Origin of the sequence: Bradyrhizobium sp. CCGUVB23, assembly GCF_024199885.1 — a bacterium.
Lineage (GTDB): Bacteria > Pseudomonadota > Alphaproteobacteria > Rhizobiales > Xanthobacteraceae > Bradyrhizobium.
In genome coordinates this window covers 9,743,671-9,761,186 of record NZ_JANADQ010000001.1, presented here as the reverse complement: position 1 = coordinate 9,761,186, position 17,516 = coordinate 9,743,671, and the positions used below count along the sequence as shown (strand labels likewise).

20 protein-coding genes are annotated in these 17,516 nt (G+C 64.1%); 12 read left to right on the top strand and 8 right to left on the bottom strand.

All coding sequences use genetic code 11. The features are described from left to right. The first annotated feature begins 12 nt into the window (after positions 1 to 12). Positions 13 to 1,386 (top strand): serine hydrolase, encoded by a 1,374-nt coding sequence (locus tag NLN62_RS45930; protein ID WP_254113107.1) that lies wholly within the window; start codon positions 13 to 15, stop codon positions 1,384 to 1,386. Here the strand turns inward: NLN62_RS45930 and NLN62_RS45925 are convergent. Both NLN62_RS45925 and NLN62_RS45920 read right to left on the bottom strand, forming a co-directional pair. After that, on the bottom strand, positions 1,383 to 1,976 hold the full coding sequence (locus NLN62_RS45925) for a hypothetical protein (RefSeq protein ID WP_254113106.1): 594 nt from the start codon (positions 1,974 to 1,976) through the stop codon (positions 1,383 to 1,385). The genes NLN62_RS45930 and NLN62_RS45925 overlap by 4 nt on opposite strands. A 194-nt stretch (positions 1,977 to 2,170) precedes the next feature. Further along, positions 2,171 to 2,575 carry a DUF4260 domain-containing protein gene (locus NLN62_RS45920; RefSeq protein WP_027520923.1) on the bottom strand — a complete coding sequence of 135 codons (405 nt, stop codon included), beginning with the start codon at positions 2,573 to 2,575 and terminating at the stop codon, positions 2,171 to 2,173. A gap of 146 nt (positions 2,576 to 2,721) precedes the next feature. Here NLN62_RS45920 and NLN62_RS45915 point away from each other — a divergent pair, with 146 nt between their 5' ends. After that, complete coding sequence (locus tag NLN62_RS45915; RefSeq protein ID WP_254113105.1) at positions 2,722 to 4,254, top strand: acyl-CoA carboxylase subunit beta; 1,533 nt, start codon at positions 2,722 to 2,724, stop codon at positions 4,252 to 4,254. Between the two features lie 116 nt (positions 4,255 to 4,370). After that, positions 4,371 to 4,715: a hypothetical protein gene (locus NLN62_RS45910; RefSeq protein ID WP_254113104.1), complete on the top strand. Its 345-nt coding sequence runs from the start codon at positions 4,371 to 4,373 to the stop codon at positions 4,713 to 4,715. 86 nt (positions 4,716 to 4,801) lie between these two features. Here the strand turns inward: NLN62_RS45910 and NLN62_RS45905 are convergent, their stop codons facing one another. After that, positions 4,802 to 5,464 carry a glutathione S-transferase family protein gene (locus NLN62_RS45905; protein ID WP_254113103.1) on the bottom strand — a complete coding sequence of 221 codons (663 nt, stop codon included), beginning with the start codon at positions 5,462 to 5,464 and terminating at the stop codon, positions 4,802 to 4,804. Between the two features lie 267 nt (positions 5,465 to 5,731). Here NLN62_RS45905 and NLN62_RS45900 point away from each other — a divergent pair, with 267 nt between their 5' ends. From NLN62_RS45900 to NLN62_RS45890, 3 genes are all read left to right on the top strand, one after another. Then, on the top strand, positions 5,732 to 5,914 hold the full coding sequence (locus NLN62_RS45900) for a hypothetical protein (RefSeq protein WP_027526004.1): 183 nt from the start codon (positions 5,732 to 5,734) through the stop codon (positions 5,912 to 5,914). Between the two features lie 34 nt (positions 5,915 to 5,948). Then, positions 5,949 to 6,275, top strand: coding sequence for a GcrA family cell cycle regulator (locus tag NLN62_RS45895; RefSeq protein WP_254113102.1), 327 nt, complete (start codon positions 5,949 to 5,951; stop codon positions 6,273 to 6,275). A gap of 175 nt (positions 6,276 to 6,450) precedes the next feature. Further along, the gene (locus NLN62_RS45890) at positions 6,451 to 6,666 is read left to right on the top strand and encodes a dodecin family protein (protein ID WP_027526002.1); all 216 of its coding nucleotides are present in this window, start codon (positions 6,451 to 6,453) and stop codon (positions 6,664 to 6,666) included. Positions 6,667 to 6,853: 187 nt separating this feature from the next. Here NLN62_RS45890 and NLN62_RS45885 read toward each other — a convergent pair whose 3' ends face one another. Beyond that, positions 6,854 to 7,315 (bottom strand): glyoxalase/bleomycin resistance/extradiol dioxygenase family protein, encoded by a 462-nt coding sequence (locus tag NLN62_RS45885; RefSeq protein ID WP_254113101.1) that lies wholly within the window; start codon positions 7,313 to 7,315, stop codon positions 6,854 to 6,856. A gap of 236 nt (positions 7,316 to 7,551) precedes the next feature. Here NLN62_RS45885 and NLN62_RS45880 point away from each other — a divergent pair, with 236 nt between their 5' ends. Next, entirely contained in the window at positions 7,552 to 7,881 is a 330-nt protein-coding gene (locus NLN62_RS45880; RefSeq protein ID WP_084801642.1) for a twin-arginine translocation signal domain-containing protein, read from the top strand. A 138-nt stretch (positions 7,882 to 8,019) separates the two neighbouring features. On the opposite strand, the gene NLN62_RS45875 is transcribed toward NLN62_RS45880, so the two are convergent. Beyond that, positions 8,020 to 8,262, bottom strand: a complete 243-nt coding sequence (locus NLN62_RS45875) for a GCG_CRPN prefix-to-repeats domain-containing protein (RefSeq protein ID WP_027525999.1) — start codon at positions 8,260 to 8,262, stop codon at positions 8,020 to 8,022. A 329-nt stretch (positions 8,263 to 8,591) separates the two neighbouring features. Beyond that, positions 8,592 to 9,290 carry a winged helix-turn-helix domain-containing protein gene (locus NLN62_RS45870; protein WP_254113100.1) on the bottom strand — a complete coding sequence of 233 codons (699 nt, stop codon included), beginning with the start codon at positions 9,288 to 9,290 and terminating at the stop codon, positions 8,592 to 8,594. A gap of 201 nt (positions 9,291 to 9,491) precedes the next feature. On the opposite strand from NLN62_RS45870, the gene NLN62_RS45865 reads away from it, so the two are divergent. The 3 genes from NLN62_RS45865 (at position 9,492) to NLN62_RS45855 (ending at position 11,059) form a co-directional block, all read left to right on the top strand. Continuing rightward, on the top strand, positions 9,492 to 9,800 hold the full coding sequence (locus tag NLN62_RS45865; protein WP_027525997.1) for an NIPSNAP family protein: 309 nt from the start codon (positions 9,492 to 9,494) through the stop codon (positions 9,798 to 9,800). A gap of 24 nt (positions 9,801 to 9,824) precedes the next feature. Continuing rightward, positions 9,825 to 10,175, top strand: coding sequence for an antibiotic biosynthesis monooxygenase (locus NLN62_RS45860; protein WP_254113099.1), 351 nt, complete (start codon positions 9,825 to 9,827; stop codon positions 10,173 to 10,175). Positions 10,176 to 10,249: 74 nt separating this feature from the next. After that, positions 10,250 to 11,059 carry an oxaloacetate decarboxylase gene (locus NLN62_RS45855; protein WP_254113098.1) on the top strand — a complete coding sequence of 270 codons (810 nt, stop codon included), beginning with the start codon at positions 10,250 to 10,252 and terminating at the stop codon, positions 11,057 to 11,059. Between the two features lie 57 nt (positions 11,060 to 11,116). Here the strand turns inward: NLN62_RS45855 and NLN62_RS45850 are convergent, their stop codons facing one another. Further along, on the bottom strand, positions 11,117 to 11,515 hold the full coding sequence (locus tag NLN62_RS45850) for a hypothetical protein (RefSeq protein WP_254113097.1): 399 nt from the start codon (positions 11,513 to 11,515) through the stop codon (positions 11,117 to 11,119). A gap of 164 nt (positions 11,516 to 11,679) precedes the next feature. Between NLN62_RS45850 and NLN62_RS45845 the strand changes: the two genes are divergently transcribed. Continuing rightward, entirely contained in the window at positions 11,680 to 12,324 is a 645-nt protein-coding gene (locus NLN62_RS45845) for a trimeric intracellular cation channel family protein (protein ID WP_254113096.1), read from the top strand. A gap of 124 nt (positions 12,325 to 12,448) precedes the next feature. On the opposite strand, the gene NLN62_RS45840 is transcribed toward NLN62_RS45845, so the two are convergent. Next, the gene (locus NLN62_RS45840; protein ID WP_254113095.1) at positions 12,449 to 13,663 is read right to left on the bottom strand and encodes a cytochrome c; all 1,215 of its coding nucleotides are present in this window, start codon (positions 13,661 to 13,663) and stop codon (positions 12,449 to 12,451) included. Between the two features lie 266 nt (positions 13,664 to 13,929). Here NLN62_RS45840 and NLN62_RS45835 point away from each other — a divergent pair, with 266 nt between their 5' ends. Beyond that, complete coding sequence (locus NLN62_RS45835) at positions 13,930 to 17,421, top strand: indolepyruvate ferredoxin oxidoreductase family protein (protein WP_254113094.1); 3,492 nt, start codon at positions 13,930 to 13,932, stop codon at positions 17,419 to 17,421. Positions 17,422 to 17,516 lie beyond the last annotated feature (95 nt).

The following is a 17,516-nucleotide window of genomic DNA, read 5'->3' as shown; positions in this document are numbered from 1 at the left end:
CGGAGACGGGGCATGTTGCATCGCCGCTCGCTTCTGCTCGGAGGCTCCGCACTTCTCCTTGGCGGTGCGCGGCTGCATGCGCAGTCGTCGCCTGAGCAGGAGCTCGCGGCCTTGCTCAAGGACCATATCGAGGCCGGCCACGAGACCATGGGACTCGTCGCCGGCCGCATCGACGGCGGCCGCCGCATCGCTGCGGCCTATGGGCGCTCCGGTGCCGCCAACGATCGCCCGCTTGATGCCGACACCGTCTTCGAGATCGGCTCGATCACGAAGGTCTTCACCGCTTTGCTGCTGGCCGAGATGGTGGGGCGGGGCGAGGTGGCGCTGGATGATCCCCCAGCAAAGTTTCTGCCCGAGCGGGTCAGGATGCCGGAGTACCAGGGCGTGCAGATCACGCTTCTCGATCTTGCGACCTACACCTCCGGCCTGCCGCGCATGCCCGACAATTTTGCGCCGAAAGACCCCACCAATCCCTACGCCGACTACACCGCCGATCGGCTCTACGATTTCCTGTCGGGCCACAAGCTCGCCTACACGCCCGGCAAGCACTACGAATACGCCAATCTCGGCTTCGGCCTGCTCGGCCACGTGCTGAGCCTGCGTGCCGGCAAGAGCTACGAGGAGCTCGTCACTTCGCGCATCTGCGCGCCACTCGGCATGGACGACACGCGGATCACGCTCTCGGCCGCAATGCGCGAGCGCTTGGCGCAGGGCCACAATACGGCGTTGGCGCCCGTGGCGAATTGGGACCTCGATGTGCTCGCAGGCGCCGGCGCGCTGCGCTCGACCTTGAACGACCTCTTCAAGTTCCTCGAAGCCTACCAGGGCGCGCGCGACACGCCGCTCTCGGCCGCCATGAAGATGACGCTGTCGGTGCGGCGTCCAAGAGAAACTCAGCGCGACGTCGCCATGGGCTGGTTCACCAGCCAGCGCTTCGACGACGAGGTGATCTGGAAGGATGGCGGCACCGGCGGTTACGCGACCTTCATCGGCTATTCGACCAGGACCGGGAAGGCATCCATCCTGCTCTCCAATGCGAGCGACTATGCCGCCAATACCTCGTTCGCGCTGAACATGATCAACACGGCCTATCCGCCGCCGAAGATCAGGCGCGAGGTCTCCGTCGATCCCGCGCTGCTCGCGGCCTATGTGGGCCGCTACCAGATCGTGCCGACCTTCGTGCTGACGGTGCGTGCCGACGGCGCTCATCTCTACGTGCAGGCGACCGGGCAGGCCGAATACGAGGTGTTCGCCGAGAGCGAGACGGATTTCTTCTACCGGGTCGTCGATGCCCAGCTCACTTTCGCAAGGCCCGAGGACGGCGCCGCGCCGATGCTGACGCTGCACCAGAACGGCAAGGATATGCGCGGGCGGCGCGTGCCCTAGATATCAGCCGTCTTCTTCGCCGCCAGCGCCTGGTCGATCGCGCAGCCGCCGATCTCGCTGATCGCACGCGAGATCACGTCACCGTTCTTGGCAAAGCCGTCGGACAGGATGTCGAACTGCGAGCGGGCAAGCCGAAGCATCGCGATCGGGACAGTGACCGCGGTCTCGTTGAAGGCGTCGACGGACTTGCGGAGCGCGTCGAGCTCGGCGGTCACATCGGCGACATGGGCTTCGGCGTTCTGCATCAGCTTCAGCATCCGCGCGCGCTCCGCCTCGAATTGCGCGCGCTCACTCGTGCTGGTCGCAGTGATCTCCGCAAGCTGCGCGCGCAACGCCTCGACCTCCCGCAACAGGCCGTCGGAGGTGACCTCGGCGACCTCGCGCAGCTCGGCATTGCGCGTGCTCGCGTCGAGCTGGCGGCGATAGAGCTGTTCGGCCGACATTGCCCGCTGCGACAGCTCTTCGATCGTGGCCGCGGCGCGCATCAGCATCTCGCCGTTGCGGCCCGAGACCATGCTGGCCATCCGCCGCAGGAAATCGACGGTTTCGTCACCGGTTTGGGGCGGCAGGGATACGACCGTGGCGGACATCCGTGATGCCTGGGAGCGGGGTCAAAAAAACAGCCGAAGAAAACATCGAGCCTACTGACCGCCGCCGTACCGACTGAAAGCTCACGCGAACCCATCGGCGCTGATCGTCGTCAGAAACAAGCCTGAATCGGCTGAATCGGTCAATCCGCCCCGAGGCTCAAATCGCGGGGAAACGCGCAGCCCGGGCCGGCCATTCACCCTTTCCCCATCCGTCCGATCCGCCCCAGATGGGTGAAGCCGAAGCCTGCCTGATATTTCAGTCCGTAGCCCAGCGCCCGGTCGATGCCGATATGGGCGAGCCAGATCATCGCGATGGAGAGCAGGAGCGGCCATTCCAGCGCAAAACCCGCCGTCAGCAGCGCCACCGGGATCATGTAGCTGTGCGCGGCATTGTAGACGATTGCGCCCGACCGGCTGTCGGCGAGGTATGCCAGGAAGCTCAGATCCGGCGCCAGGATGAGCAGGGCGAACACCAGCCACGACCCGCCCCAGACCGCATAGAGCAGCACCATGCCAGCAAACAGCGTCAGCCCCTCCAGCCGGAGCAGGACCTTGACGCCGCCGGTCACCTCGCCGGTTGCTGTGACTGCATCGTCCATCTGAATCTCCTGGGGTAGGCCCCTGTAATTCCTTGGGCTTTTTAGCCCGTCCGGGCGCGGCGGGCATGCGCAAAGCGGCTTTCCGGCGCGCAAAATGCCGTGTTAGAACCCGCAGCCAATCGCACCTTAGGAACTGGCGGGAGCAAATGAAACATATCCTGGACGCCCTTGAAGAACGTCGCGCCGGCGCCAAGCTCGGCGGCGGGGAGAAGCGCATCGAGGCGCAGCACGCCCGCGGCAAGCTGACGGCGCGCGAGCGCATCGAGCTCCTGCTCGACAAGGGATCGTTCGAGGAATTTGACATGTTCGTCGAGCACCGCTCCATCGAGTTCGGCATGGAGAAGAGCAAGGTGCCGGGCGATGGCGTCGTCACCGGCTGGGGCACCGTCAACGGCCGCAAGACCTTCGTGTTCGCCAAGGATTTCACCGTGTTCGGCGGCTCGCTGTCGGAGACGCACGCGCTGAAGATCACGAAGCTCCAGGACATGGCGATGAAGGCGAGGGCGCCGATTATCGGCCTCTATGACGCCGGCGGGGCGCGCATCCAGGAGGGCGTCGCGGCGCTCGCGGGCTATTCCTACGTCTTCCGCCGCAACGTCATCGCCTCCGGCGTGATCCCGCAGATCTCCGTCATCATGGGCCCCTGCGCGGGCGGCGACGTCTATTCGCCGGCGATGACCGACTTCATCTTCATGGTGAAGAACACCAGCTACATGTTCGTCACCGGCCCCGACGTCGTGAAGACCGTGACCAACGAGGTGGTCACCGCCGAAGAGCTCGGCGGCGCCTCCGTGCACACCACGCGCTCCTCGATCTCCGACGGCGCCTTCGAGAACGACGTCGAGGCGATTCTCCAGATGCGCCGCCTGATCGACTTCCTGCCGTCGAACAACAGCGACGGCGTGCCGGAATGGCCGAGCTTCGATTCCATCGAGCGCATCGACATGTCGCTGGACACGCTGATCCCCGACAATCCGAACAAGCCCTACGACATGAAGGAGCTGGTGCTGAAGGTCGTGGACGAGGGCGACTTCTTCGAGATATCGGAGGCCTTTGCGAAGAACATCATCACCGGCTTTGGCCGCATCGCGGGCCGCACCGTTGGCTTCGTCGCCAACCAGCCGATGGTGCTCGCCGGCGTGCTCGACTCGGACGCCTCGCGCAAAGCGGCACGCTTTGTCCGCTTCTGCGACGCCTTCAACATCCCGATCGTGACCTTCGTCGACGTCCCCGGCTTTTTGCCGGGCACCGCGCAGGAATATGGCGGCCTGATCAAGCACGGCGCAAAGCTGCTGTTCGCCTATTCGCAGTGCACCGTGCCGCTGGTGACGATCATCACCCGCAAGGCCTATGGCGGCGCCTTCGACGTCATGGCGTCCAAGGAGATCGGCGCCGACATGAACTACGCCTGGCCGACCGCCCAGATCGCCGTCATGGGCGCCAAGGGCGCAGTCGAGATCATCTTCCGCAGCGACATTGGCGACCCCGACAAGATCGCCGCGCGCACCAAGGAATATGAAGACCGCTTCCTCTCGCCGTTCATCGCGGCGGAGCGTGGCTACATCGACGACGTCATCATGCCGCACTCGACCCGTCGCCGGATCGCGCGGGCGCTGGCGATGCTGAAGGACAAGAAGGTCGAAATCCCCGCGAAGAAGCACGACAATTTGCCGTTGTGAGCGGGAAGCGTAGGGTGGGTTAGCGAAGCGTAACCCACCAGCTGAATCGACCGCGTGGCAAAGCGTCGGTGGGTTACGCTTCGCTAACCCACTCTACGGACTCGATCCTGAATCCGATGACCGAAGACGATCCAACCGACGAGATTTCAGACATCGAAGCACGGATCGAGGCGCTTGCCGAGATCGCCGAACGATGCCGCAAATTCATTCTGGCTTCGAAGATAGCGATCGCAGGCGGCGCCGCATTGTTGCTCGTCACGATCCTCGGTCTGATCGGATCGAGTCAGGTTGCACTCGGATCGATTGCCTTGGTCTTGGGCGGGATCGTGTCGCTCGGATCGAATATCAGCACATTGCGCCAGACCGATGACGCCATCGGTGCTGCCGAGGCGCTACGGGCGGAGTTGATCAGCCGGATCGATCTCCGCGTGGTGCAGGATACGCCGATGAAGTTGATGTGAGGCGCTGCCACGTGCACGGTGCGTAGGATGGGTGGAGCGAAGCGATACCCATCAATGATATCCGCGCGACTAGATGGTGGGTATCGCTACGCTCCACCCACCCTACGAACCCGGTCCGCTGCTGCGAAATGCGCCAACTGGTCGGCATGGGCCTTGGCGAAGGCGGGGCGGGCGGTGGCGCGGGCGACGTAGGCGCGGCAGGCCGGGCTGTTCGCGAGCCCGTCGAAATGATCGACGACGCGCAGCACGTCCGACATCAGGATGTCGGCGACGGAGAAGGAGCCGGCCAGCCATTCGCGGTCGGCCAACACCGGCTCCATGTGCTTGAGGCGGAGCTTGAGGAAGTCGTCCAGAAACTTCCATGCCGGCGTGTCGCCGGCATTGCCGGTGAACTTCAGGATCGACCAGGGCAGGCTTGCCATCTCCACAGAATTGAGCGCGGCGAACACCCATTCCATCGCCGCGCCGCGGCCGCGCTGGTCTGATGGCATCAGCGCCGCGCTGCGCTGGCCGAGATGCAGCAGGATCGCGCCGCTCTCGAAGATCGAGACGTCGCCGTCGGTCAGCCACGGCACCTGGCCGAAAGGCTGGTGCGCGAAATGTGCCGCGGTCCGGTCGCCGAACGGCACGCTCGCGATGCGATAAGGCAGGCCGGCCTCTTCCAGGGCCCAGCGGACACGGAGGTCGCGGACGTAGCCGCGGGGCATTTCGGGAACCCAGTCGAAGGTGGTGAGGGTGAGATCGGGCATGCGATGTCTCCGTGCTGTCCAGGCATAGGACGGAGGAAGGGCTGGCGTTCCGACATGGGGAGAGAGATTTTTGCGAAGGCCGCAGGGCGGATTAGCGAAGTGTAACCCGCCGTCTCTCCGCGGCGGCGGAAAGACCTTCTGCGAAAGATCGGCTATAATCGTAGAGGCTAAAGAGGCCTGCATCGACAATCCGTCGATCCACGATCGCGAGACGCCCGGCACGTTAACCACCGGCGCTATCGAGCTCCAGACCCGAGGAGCAACAACATGAAGCAAAACATCCCCGAAGAAATTTCCACCAGCTGGATGGATTGGCGTCGCCTTGTGATCAAGGGCAGCACGATGCCGCCCCGGGATCCCAATGACGATGAAGAGGACGACGAGGACGATGAGGGAGAGGAGGACGATGACGACGAACCGGCGGTCGTACGCGAGCCGGACGAAGACTAGAAAAGTGGATGGCAGTTGGCGTACAATGTCTCCCATGAGTTGGGATGCGAAAGACGTAGCGCTGCTCAAGAAGCTCTGGGTCCAAGGACAGAGTGCCGCGCAGATCGCGCGCCGTCTCGGGTGTAGCCGTAACGCTGTCTGCGGCATGCTGACCCGTTTGGGCCTGAAGCGTGGTCACAAGCCGCCAACGGCAAAACCCAAGATAAGGCCGGTCCGGAAGCAAGAGCCGGTGTTGCTGGTTGCCTGCGCCCAGCCGGCAGCAAAAAAGGTGTCGCGGAGGACGACCGACAAGCAGCCCAAGGAATTCAGCAAGCGCCAGCTCTACGCCATGCTGGCTGAAGCCGTCAGGAATACCGGCTAGCGGCTCACGGTCGGCCGCTGCGGCCTTCCCCTCGATAGCGGGCACCACCACACCGCCAAGCGGCCTGGGCCTGCCAGCCCTGCGACATGCGCGTCCTCTGAGCGCCGATCCCGTGCTAGGTTCGAAAGCAGCAGGGAGCACCTGCTTCCTGCTTCATACCGAACGGGAGAACGACATGCCTGAGAGCATCTACAAGGTCATAGAGCTGATCGGTACCAGCACCGACTCCTGGGAAAAGGCCGCCAGCAACGCCGTCGAGCAGGCCGCAAAATCTCTGAGGGACCTTCGCGTCGCCGAGGTCGTCAAACTCGATATGCAGCTGGACGCGAAGGGAAAGGTAGAGGCCTATCGGGCCAAACTCAACGTGTCGTTCAAGTTCGAGGGCAACTGAGCTCAGGCAAACCTCGGAGGGCGGGGCGAGGGGTCTTGCGCATAGCGAAGTATCTGCGCTCAGCGGCGACACTCCTGTTCAAGGCCCTTGGAGTGCGTAGGGCGGGTTGGCGAAGCCTAACCCGCCCCTTTTATTGCAAGCACACTGGCGGTGCTTCGCCAATCCGCCCCACGAAGCCCGCGGCTGCTTAGGCGGCCTTGCTCTGCCGCTTCATGAATTCCGCCGCGCGCTTCTTCAGCTCGGCCGGCGATACGTCCTCGATGTGGGTGCCGATGTGCCAGTGGTTGCCGGCCGGATCCTTCACGCCGCCGCTGCGGTCGCCATAGAATTGGTCCGTTGGCTCCATCAATGCCGTGCCGCCAGCCTTGATCGCCTTCTGATAGACCGCATCGACGTTGGGCACGTAGAGATACAGCATCGTGGACGTTGCCCGTGCACGCTCCGAGGCGTCGGCAATCATCACGATGGAACTTCCGATCTTGTACTCCGCATGCATGACCTTGCCGTCGGGCCGCATCATCGGCTCGAATACGGGCTGGGCGCCGAAGGCGTCTTTCATGAAGTGGATGACCTTCTCCGCGCCGTCGACGACGAGATAGGGCGTGACGGTGTGGTATCCTTCGGGAACCGGCTTCACCTGTGTTGCCATGGCTGTCTCCTCTGGTCCAATTGATCCATGCAGGACGGCCCCACGCACCCCTCGTTCTGTCCGGAATGCTCGCCCCTTTCCTTGAACAAAGTATGACGGCCGTTGTGCCATCCCGGATGCGCACCCCGCGTGTCAGCTTCGCGCAATCTACCTGAATGCAAGGTTCAGCCTGAGTTCATTTCCTCGGCGCGAAACTTCCTTCGCATGATTCAACGCTGACTGAAGAGGAAGACATCATGGAGCGCCGGGACTTTTTGAAACTCGCATTCGGTGTTGCGGCCGGTGCCGCTGCATTGACGGCGACCGCGCAAGCCGCGCCGCTGGCGCCACAGCCCATCGAAGGCCCGGCCAGCCTGCCAGGCAATCCGGAGGTCCATCCCGCAGTCACCAGCAGCGAGGAGGCCGCGCAGCTCAAGCCGGAGCAGGTGCGTTGGCACGGCGGCGGCCATCACTGGGGCTGGCACCATCACCGCCATTGGGGCTGGCGCCGGCGGCACTGGGGTTGGCGTCACCGTCACTGGGGGTGGCGGCATCGCTGGCACCGCCGGCACTGGCGTCACTGGTAGGGCGTAGTGCAAGCTGCCAGTCGAAACAGAAAAGGGGATCGCGGTGGCGATCCCCTTTTTTGTGCCCACGAATACGGCAAGCGTTCAAAAAAGAAATGGCCGCACGAATGACGCGCGGCCACATTGCGATGCAGGAACTCAGACCGGGCGGCAGCGGCCGGCCCACCAGCGGAAGCCCCACGGACAGACGCGCGGGCGGGCGACGACGACCGGAGCGACCACGACTGGCGCCGGCGCCACCACGACCGCACCACCCATCGGGCGGCAGCCGCCATAGGGGCCGCGATACCAGCCCGGTCCGCAACCGCCGGCAGCGCTGGCTGCTTCGCTGAAACCTGCAACGGCGCCGGCGAGCAAGACGGCGGCAAAAAGATATTTCATATGAGCTCCCTCTCTGGTCCTTGGGTCACGCGCTTGCGGCGCACAATGAATCAAAAGGTACGATTCGGCATGTTAAATTCTGGCGACATGCCGAAGCGGCGCGATCCAAATTGGCAATCATGACCTGAATGCGGCATGAACGCCCCCGTTCATGCTGCTTGAAGCGACATAAGGGCTAGCGGCCGAGGACCGTTGCGCCTGGCCGCAAGCACGAAGCAACCTCTTCGTGCAGATGTCCCGGGCATCCACGTGCGAGCCGCAACAAACGCGTGGATGGCCGGGTCAAGCCCGGCCATGACGCGAGCCTTCGTTCACGCACGATTGTGCAACTACTCGTGCCCGTTGCCGAACAGCGCGGCAAACTGCTTCTCGCCGGTGCGGGTGAAATTCACCACGCGGCTGCCGGGGGTCGCATCGCGCGCCGCCCATTTCAATTCGGTGAAGCGCTTCATCATGGCCGCGCCAAGCGTGCCGGCGAGATGATGCCGCCGCTCGCTCCAGTCCAGGCACGCCTTGCAGACCGGCCGGCGCGGATGGGCGAGCATGTCGGGCGAGATCTGCAAATGCCTTGCGAGGAAGCGTTCGCCCTCGGCCGTGAGCTCGATGTCCTGCTTCTTCTGCCTCACCAGGCGCCGCTCGCGTAAGGAGTCGAGCATCTGCACGCCGAGATCGCCGGCGAGATGGTCGTAGCAGATCCGCGCCCGCCGCAGCGCCGGATCCTTCGGCCCGGTGCGCACGCGCATGTGGCCCGCGCGGGCGGCAAGCCCCGCGAGGTCTTCGAGCACGCCGGCGACATCGGGGTCGGTGAGGCGGTAGTACCGGTGCCGGCCCTGCTTCTCCGGCTCGATCAGCCCGCCGGCTTCGAGCTTTGAAAGATGTGAGCTCGCGGTCTGCGGCGTGATCCCGGCCTCCTGGGCAAGCTCGCTTGCTGTGAGCGCGCGGCCGTTCATCAGCGCTGTCAGCATATTGGCGCGGGCGGGGTCGCCGACGAGCGAAGCGACCATGGCGATGTCAGGTCCTGCTTTCATGCTTCGATGATAACCGAAGCATTGTGGTGAGGCAAGGGTGTAGGCTCTTGCCGCAAACACGTCATTGCGAGCACAGCGAAGCAATCCAGATTGCTTCCGCGACGACAGTCTGGATTGCTTCGTCGCGGAGCCTGTCATCCGGCCCGCCGAGAGGCGGGACCGGGTGGCTCCTCGCAATGACGGAGAGTGGGAGAAACCATCATGTCCATCACCGTCTTCATCCGCTACCAGCTCGATCCCTTCAAGCGCGCGCAGTTCGAGGAGTACGCGAAGCGCTGGCTCACCATCATCCCGAAATGCGGAGGCGATCCGATCGGCTACTTCATGCCGCACGAGGGAACCAACAACATCGCCTTCGCGCTGATCTCGTTCGAAAGCCTGGCTGCCTACGAGGCCTATCGCGCGCGGCTGCGCCAGGACGCCGAGGGGATGGCGAACTTCCACTTCGCCGAGGAGAACAGGTTTATTCTCGCCGAGGAGCGGACGTTCCTGCGCAAGCTGGTATTGTAGGCGCAAACCACCAGGGAGGCGCCCATGATCGCCGTGATCTTCGAGGTCTGGCCTAAGCCGGAGCACCGGCAGCATTATTTCGATCTCGCGGCCGATCTGAAGCCGATCCTCCAGACCATCGACGGCTTCATCTCGGTCGAACGCTTCGAAAGCCTGACCGAGAAGGGCAAGGTGCTGTCGGTCTCGTTCTGGTGGGACGAGGCGGCCGTGGAGGCCTGGCGCAAGACGATGGAGCATCGCCACGCGCAGGCCAAAGGCCGCGGAAGCTTTTTTGCCGATTATCGCCTGCGCATTGCCAGCGTCGTCCGCGACTACGGCATGCAGAATCGCGACGAGGCGCCGAAAGACAGCCGCGTCGTGCACGACGCGAACTAGCGCGTGCCCGGGCGCGCTACTGGCGCCGCCCCGGGCGCGTGCCTATGTCTGCGCGGCCAACAAGGGAGAGAAACATGCACGTCACGACCGCGGACAAGCGCGCGACATTTCGGAAGATGCACGAGAGCGGCTGCTTCATCCTGCCCAATCCGTTCGACGTCGGTAGTGCCAAGGCCTTGCAGCATCTCGGCTTCAAGGCGATCGCCTCATCGAGCGCCGGCTTTGCCTGGACGATCGGGCGCGCCGACAACCGCGTCACCGTAGACGATGTCTGTCAGCATCTGGCAGCATTGTGCTCGGCCGTCGACATCCCCGTGAATGCGGATTTCGAGGGTGGCTTCGCCGTCGAGCCGGACAAGGTCGCGGAAAATGTCGAACGCGGTGTGCGGACCGGCGTTGCCGGGCTTTCGATCGAGGATTCCACCGGCGACAAGGACAAGCCGCTCTATGATCGCGTACTCGCGGTCGAGCGCATCAAGGCCGCGCGCAAGGCAATCGGTGACAGCGGCACGCTGCTGGTCGGTCGCTGCGAGGCCTATCTGTGGGGCGTCAGCGACCTCAATCTCGTCATCGACCGGCTCACGGCTTATGCCGATGCCGGTGCCGATTGCCTCTATGCGCCCGGCCTGAAGACGCGCGAGGACATCGCTGCCGTCGTGAAGGCGGTGCATCCAAGGCCGTTCAATCTCCTGATCGGCGCCTCTGGCCTGTCGCTGCAAGAGGCCGCGGATCTCGGCGTGCGCCGGATCAGCGTCGGCGGCTCGCTAGCCCGCGCCGCATGGGGTGGCTTCATGCGTGCGGCAAAAGAGATGTCGGAGAAGGGCACCTTCACCGAACTCGGGAGCGGCTATCCTGGCGGCGAGCTGAACAAGATGTTCGGCTGACGCATGACAAAAAGCGGCGGGACGTTAGCGTCCCGCCGCTTTCGTGTTTCGGCAGCGTTACTGCGCCTTGCCGGCGTCAGACGGCGCGTTCGGAGACGGGGCTGGCGAAGCCGGCTGGCTCGGTGCCGCACCGGTGGTCACGCCCGGCGAAGCGTTGCCGTTCGGCGTCACGTCGCGCATGCCCGGAGGCGCGGCCGGATTTGCAGGTGCCGTCTGCGCGGTCTTCGCCGGTGGCTCGGTCGAGGCCTGGTTCACGCTGGTATTGTTCAAGCCGTAAAACACTGCGCCAAGCACCAGCGCGATCGCGACCGCAAACAGCGCGATCTTGCCGCTGGAGGCGGGGCCTTCGCCGAGTTCGGGATCAGCCTGGAGGTCGGCATCCCGCCGCGCGGCGCGAAGATACTCATCCTCGCCGATGGGGCGATAGGGGTCATTCGGAAAACGGTCATCGGCCATCGCTTGATCTCCTCGAATTGACTGACCAGACAACCCGGGGATGCGAAGTTCAGTTCCGGTGGATCTCATGCTTTCGTCGCATGTTGCCGCGTGCGCGGGAATCGGGAACCTGTTCTTTGCGGAACTGGAGACGTAAGTTCCACCTCGAAACGGGATGACATGCGATGTGGAGTCTGCCACCGAGCGACAGCGTGCTGCAATTCCTCTCTTTGGTCGCGGTCGCGGCGCAGGGGATGACCGCGGCGCTTGCCGCGGGCCGGCGCAACATGGATTGGCTTGGCGTCTGCTTCCTCGGCTGTATCACTGCGCTCGGCGGCGGCACGCTGCGCGATCTCTTCCTCGGTCATTATCCGCTCGCCTGGGTGCAAAACCCCGTCTATCTCGCGCTGAGCGGCGGGGCGGCCTTCATCACGATTCTGTTCGCGCGCCTCGTGCATCGACTCAAGCTGGCCTTCATCGTGCTCGACGCGATCGGCTTGGTGGTCTTCACCATGGCGGGCTGCGACGTCGCCTGGCAGATGGATGCATCGCTCCCCATCGTGATCGTCTCCGGCATGGTGACGGGCTGTGCCGGCGGCGTGCTCCGCGATGTTCTCTGCAACGATGTGCCGCTGCTGTTTCGCTCCGAGCTCTACGCCAGCGTCTCGGTGGTCACGGGCCTGTTCTACGCCACGGCGTTCGGCCTTCAGCTCAACGCGGAGCTCTGGACGATTCTTACCTTCGTGCTCGGCATCAGCTTCCGCTTGCTCGCTGTCCGTTACAAATGGGAGATGCCGAAGTTCGTGTTCACGGGCGAAGAGGAGAAGTAGGGCTTACATTGCCTCGCTCTATCCATGTCGTCATTGCGAGCGGAGCGAAGCAATCCAGAGATGCGTCCGCGGAGACAGTCTGGATTGCTTCGTCGCTGCGCTCCTCGCAATGACGGTGTTGGGACTAATCCTCCTTCCGCGCCTTCCCGACCTGCGCCGCCGTCACCGGCGGTGCGGCATTGCCCCAGGAGTTGCGGATGTAGTTCGTCACCGCTGCGATCTGCTCGTCCGGCAATTGCTTCGCATAGCCCGGCATCTCGCCGGAGTTGGGTGCGCGCGGCGTCGTCACGGTGTGGGCGCCGTCGAGGATGACGCGGAGCGTCGAGGAGGGATTTTCGGATTGCAGCAGCGCGTTGCCGGGCAGCGGCGGATAGATGTGCGGCGCGCCGGAGCCGTCGGCTTCATGGCAGGCGATGCAGAACTTCGCATAGACGGTTTGGCCCGCTTTCATCTCGCTTTCTGATGGCGGCGTTGCCGCGGGCTCGCTCGGACCCGGCGGCAGCCCCTTCAGGTAGATCGCCATCGCGCGCACATCGGCATCGCTCATCTTCGAGGTCGAGTTGACGATGACCTCGGCCATCAGCCCGTCGGCATGGCTCTTGGCATTGCGGCCGCTTTGCAGATATTCGGCGATGTCGTCGACGCTCCACGATTTCAGTCCGCTTCGCGAGGCGCTATCGAGCCGCGGTGCGAACCAGCCATTCACCTCGTTGCCGGAAAACGCCAGCTCGAGCTTGTCGGCGCCAAAATAGTTTTTCGGCGTGTGGCAGGCGCCGCAATGGCCGAGCCCTGTGACGAGATAGCCGCCGCGATTCCACGCGGTGGTCTTGAACTGGTCGGGCTCGAACAGGCCGGGCTTGAAGAACAGCCAGTTCCAGGCGCGCATCAGGGATCGATAGCCAAACGGCCAGCGTAGCTCCGGCGCCTTGACGCGATTGCTGACGGGCGCCTGTGTCGAAAGATACGCGCGGATCGACAGCGTGTCGTCTTTGGTCATCTTGGTGAAGTAGGGGTAGGGGAACGCCGGATAATAATAGGAGCCATCCGGCGCGATGCCGAAGCGTAGCGCGCGGGTGAAGTCGGCATCCGTCCAAGCGCCGATTCCGGTGTCGCGGTCCGGCGTCAGGTTCGGCGCATAGATCCCGCCAAAGGGCGTGTCGATGCGCTTGCCGCCCGCGAACGGTTTTGCGGGATCGGCAGTGTGGCAACTTGCGCAGTCGCCGGCTTCCACCAGCGCCTTGCCGTGGGCGATCGCCTCCGGCGAGGGCTCGCTGGCGGTCGCTTCGACTGCACTGCACAAGACCAACCCCGATACCAGAGACGCCAGAATCGTCCGCATTCCCGGCCTCCCCCTGCGACCAATCGCCATGGGACGCATTATAGACGCGTTACGTCGTTTCGCGACGCCCCGGGTATGCTGACACAAATTGAAAAGGGCGGGCGGACTTGCCGCCACGAAATTGCGATTTTCGCCAGCGCCCCGCTTTGGTCCAGATTTGTGATGCGGAGGCTTAAAATTCCGACATAGAGTGGCGCGGGCATCAGGGGCGCCCTAGCTAAAAACAACGGGCACGCCAACGACTTAAGAGGGCGAAGAGGACAAAAATGGGCATCAACCAGGGTCCGATCAGTCTCGATCAGAAATACACCCAATCCACCGGACATGTCTTCACCACGGGAATCCAGGCGCTGGTCCGCCTGCCCATGGCCCAGATCCGGCGCGACCGCGCCGCAGGGCTGAACACCGCGGGCTTCATCTCCGGCTATCGCGGCTCGCCGCTCGGCGGCTATGACCAGCAGCTCTTCGCCGCCCGAAAGCATCTCGAGCAGTACAACATCAAGTTCCAGCCCGGCGTGAACGAGGATCTCGCCGCGACCGCGATCTGGGGCTCACAGCAGCTCAACCTCTCGCCCGGTGCCAAGTACGACGGCGTGGTCGGCATCTGGTACGGCAAGGGCCCCGGCGTCGACCGCTGTGGCGACGTCTTCCGCCACGGCAATGCCGCGGGCTCGGCCAAGAATGGCGGCGTGCTGTGTCTTGCCGGCGACGACCACGGCGCAAAGTCCTCGACCGTTCCGCATCAGTCCGACCATGCCTTCATCTCGGCGCTGATGCCGTATCTCTATCCCTCCAGCATCCACGAGATGATCGAGATGGGCCTGCTGGGTATCGCGATGTCGCGCTACTCGGGCTGCTGGGTCGGCATGAAGGTGATCACGGAGACGGTGGAGACCACCGCCGAGATCGATCTCACCGACGAGATGAAGCCCTTCATTATCCCCTCAGATTTCGAGCTGCCGCCCGGCGGCCTCAATCTGCGCTGGCCCGACGATCGCTTCGAGCAGGACCGGCGCCTCCAGGACTACAAGGGCTATGCGGCGATCGCCTTTGCGCGCGCCAACAAGGTCAACCGCGTCACGATGGATAGCCCGAACGCCCGCTACGGCATCATGGCGTCGGGCAAGAGCTATGAGGACGTGCGCCAAGCGCTGCGCGAGCTCGGCGTTACCGAGGAAGTCGCCGCGAAGATCGGCCTGCGCCTCTACAAGATCGGCATGCCCTGGCCGCTGGAGCCGGAGGGCGTGCGGCAGTTTGCCATCGGCCTCGAGGAGATATTCATCGTCGAGGAACGCCGCGAGATCGTCGAGAACCAGGTTAAGCAGGAGCTGTTCAACTGGCGCGACGACGTCCGCCCGCGCATCGTCGGCAAGATGGACGATCACGACAAGCGCTTCCTCACCTTCGCTGCCGAGCTCAGCGTCGCCTCGCTTGCAAGCTCGATCACCGAACGGCTGCTTCGACTTAATCTCAATCCTGAAATCGCCGAGATGCTCCGCGCCAAGGCCGACTGGTTCAACGGCCGCCAGGCGACCCAGATGCAGGCCACCGCGCCAGTCTCTCGAACCCCATACTTCTGCTCAGGCTGCCCCCACAACACCTCGACCAAGGTCCCCGAAGGCAGCCGCGCGCTCGCCGGCATCGGCTGCCATTTCATGGCGCTGTGGATGGACCGCTCGACCGAGACGTTTACGCATATGGGCGGTGAGGGCGTGCCGTGGGTCGGCATCGCCCCCTTCACCAACGAGAACCACATTTTTGCGAACCTTGGCGACGGCACTTACTTCCACTCGGGAATTCTCGCCATCCGCCAGGCGATCGCCTCCAAAGCCAACATCACCTACAAGATCCTCTACAACGACGCGGTGGCCATGACCGGCGGCCAGCGCCATGACGGCGATCTCTCGCCGCAGAAGATCATGGCCCAGCTTCACGCCGAGGGCATCAGCGAGATCTACCTGGTCTCGGAAAATCCCGACGCATATCCGCCCGATTCCATCGCGCCCGGCGTGAAGAAGTATCATCGCGACGAGCTCGAGAACGTCATGAAGATGTGCCGGGAGTACAAGGGCACGTCCGCGATCGTCTTCGTGCAGACCTGCGCCGCCGAGAAGCGCCGCCGTCGCAAGCGCGGCCTGATGGAGGATCCGCCGCGTCGCGTGATGATCAACCCAGCGGTCTGCGAAGGTTGCGGCGACTGCTCGGTGCAGTCGAACTGCATCTCGGTCGAGCCGCTGGAGACCGAGTTCGGCCGCAAGCGCGCCATCAACCAGTCCTCCTGCAACAAGGACTATTCGTGCCTGAAAGGTTTTTGCCCGTCCTTCGTAACGATCGACGGCGGTGCGCCGCGCCATCGCGCCCCGGCCGAGCTTGCTGACATCGGCGAGCTGCCGGAGCCCGCTTCGCGTCCGGCGCTGGACAAGCCCTACAATGTCGCCGTCGGTGGCGTCGGCGGCACGGGTGTCCTGACCATCGGCGCACTGCTCGGCATGGCCGCCCATATCGAGGGCAAGGCCTCGATGATCCTCGACATGTCCGGCCTCGCACAAAAGGGCGGTGCGGTGCTGAGCCACGTCCGCCTGTCGGATCATCCGGCGGAGGTGACGTGCTCGCGCATCGTCACGGGCACGGCCGATCTCGTGCTCGCCGCCGACGAGGTCGTCGCGGTTGCCAAGGACACGATCTCGCTCTGCGATAGCAGCCGCACCCGCGGCATCATCAACAGCCACCTCATCCCCACCGCCGATTTCATCCTCAACCGCGATTTCAACTTCCAGACTCGCAAGCTGAATGCGGTGCTGGAAACCGCGCTGCACAAGGACTCCACCTTCTTCGACTTCACCAAGCCTGCCGAGCAGCTCCTTGGCGATGCCATCGCCACCAACATGATGATGATGGGCTACGCCTATCAGAAAGGGCTCTTGCCGGTCGGCGCCGAGGCGATCGAGCAGGCGATCGAGGTCAACGGCGTCTCGATCAAGATGAACAAGGAAGCCTTCCGCCTCGGCCGTCTTGCGGCGGCTGATCCCAAGCGGCTCGCCGACATGCTGAAGGGAACGGACGAGGTGATCGCGCCGAAGAGCCTTGAGGCAATGAGCCTCGACGAGATCATCGAGCATCGCGCCAAGCATCTCACCGCCTACCAGAACGGACGCCTTGCCAAGCGCTATCGGAAGCTGGTCGACCAGGTCCGTGACGCCGCGGTCAAAGGCGGCTATGGCGATGCGCTGCCGCGCGCGGTGGCGATCAACTACGCCAAGCTGCTCGCCTACAAGGACGAGTATGAGGTTGCGCGGCTCTTCACCGACGGCCAGTTCGAGCAGCAGCTCCGCGACCAGTTCGAAGGCGATTTCAAGTTCAGCTTCAACCTCGCCCCGCCGATCCTGGCGTCCGGCGTCGATGCACAGGGCCGCCCGAAGAAGCGCGCCTTCGGGCCGTGGATGCTGGGCGCGTTCCGGTGGCTCGCAAAATTCCGTTTCCTGCGCGGTACCCCGCTCGACATTTTCGGCTACTCGGCCGACCGCAAGCTCGAGCGCGACCTGATCAACGGCTACCAGAAGGACGTCGCCACCGTGCTCGGCCTGTTGTCGCCGATCACCCACGACACCGCAGTCGAACTGCTGTCGCTGCCCGACCGCATCCGCGGCTACGGCCCGGTGAAGGAAAAGGCGGTGCAAGCCGCCAAAGCCCGCTACGCCCAGCTCGCCGCCGACCTCGCGAGCCCGCCGCCGGCCCCAAGGCAGATCGCGGCGGAGTAGGGTGGTCTCGTAGGGTGGGCAAAGGCGCAAAGCGCCGTGCCCACCATCTCGCCGCGATCTCGGCATAAGAGGTGGGCACGCTTCGCTTTGCCCAC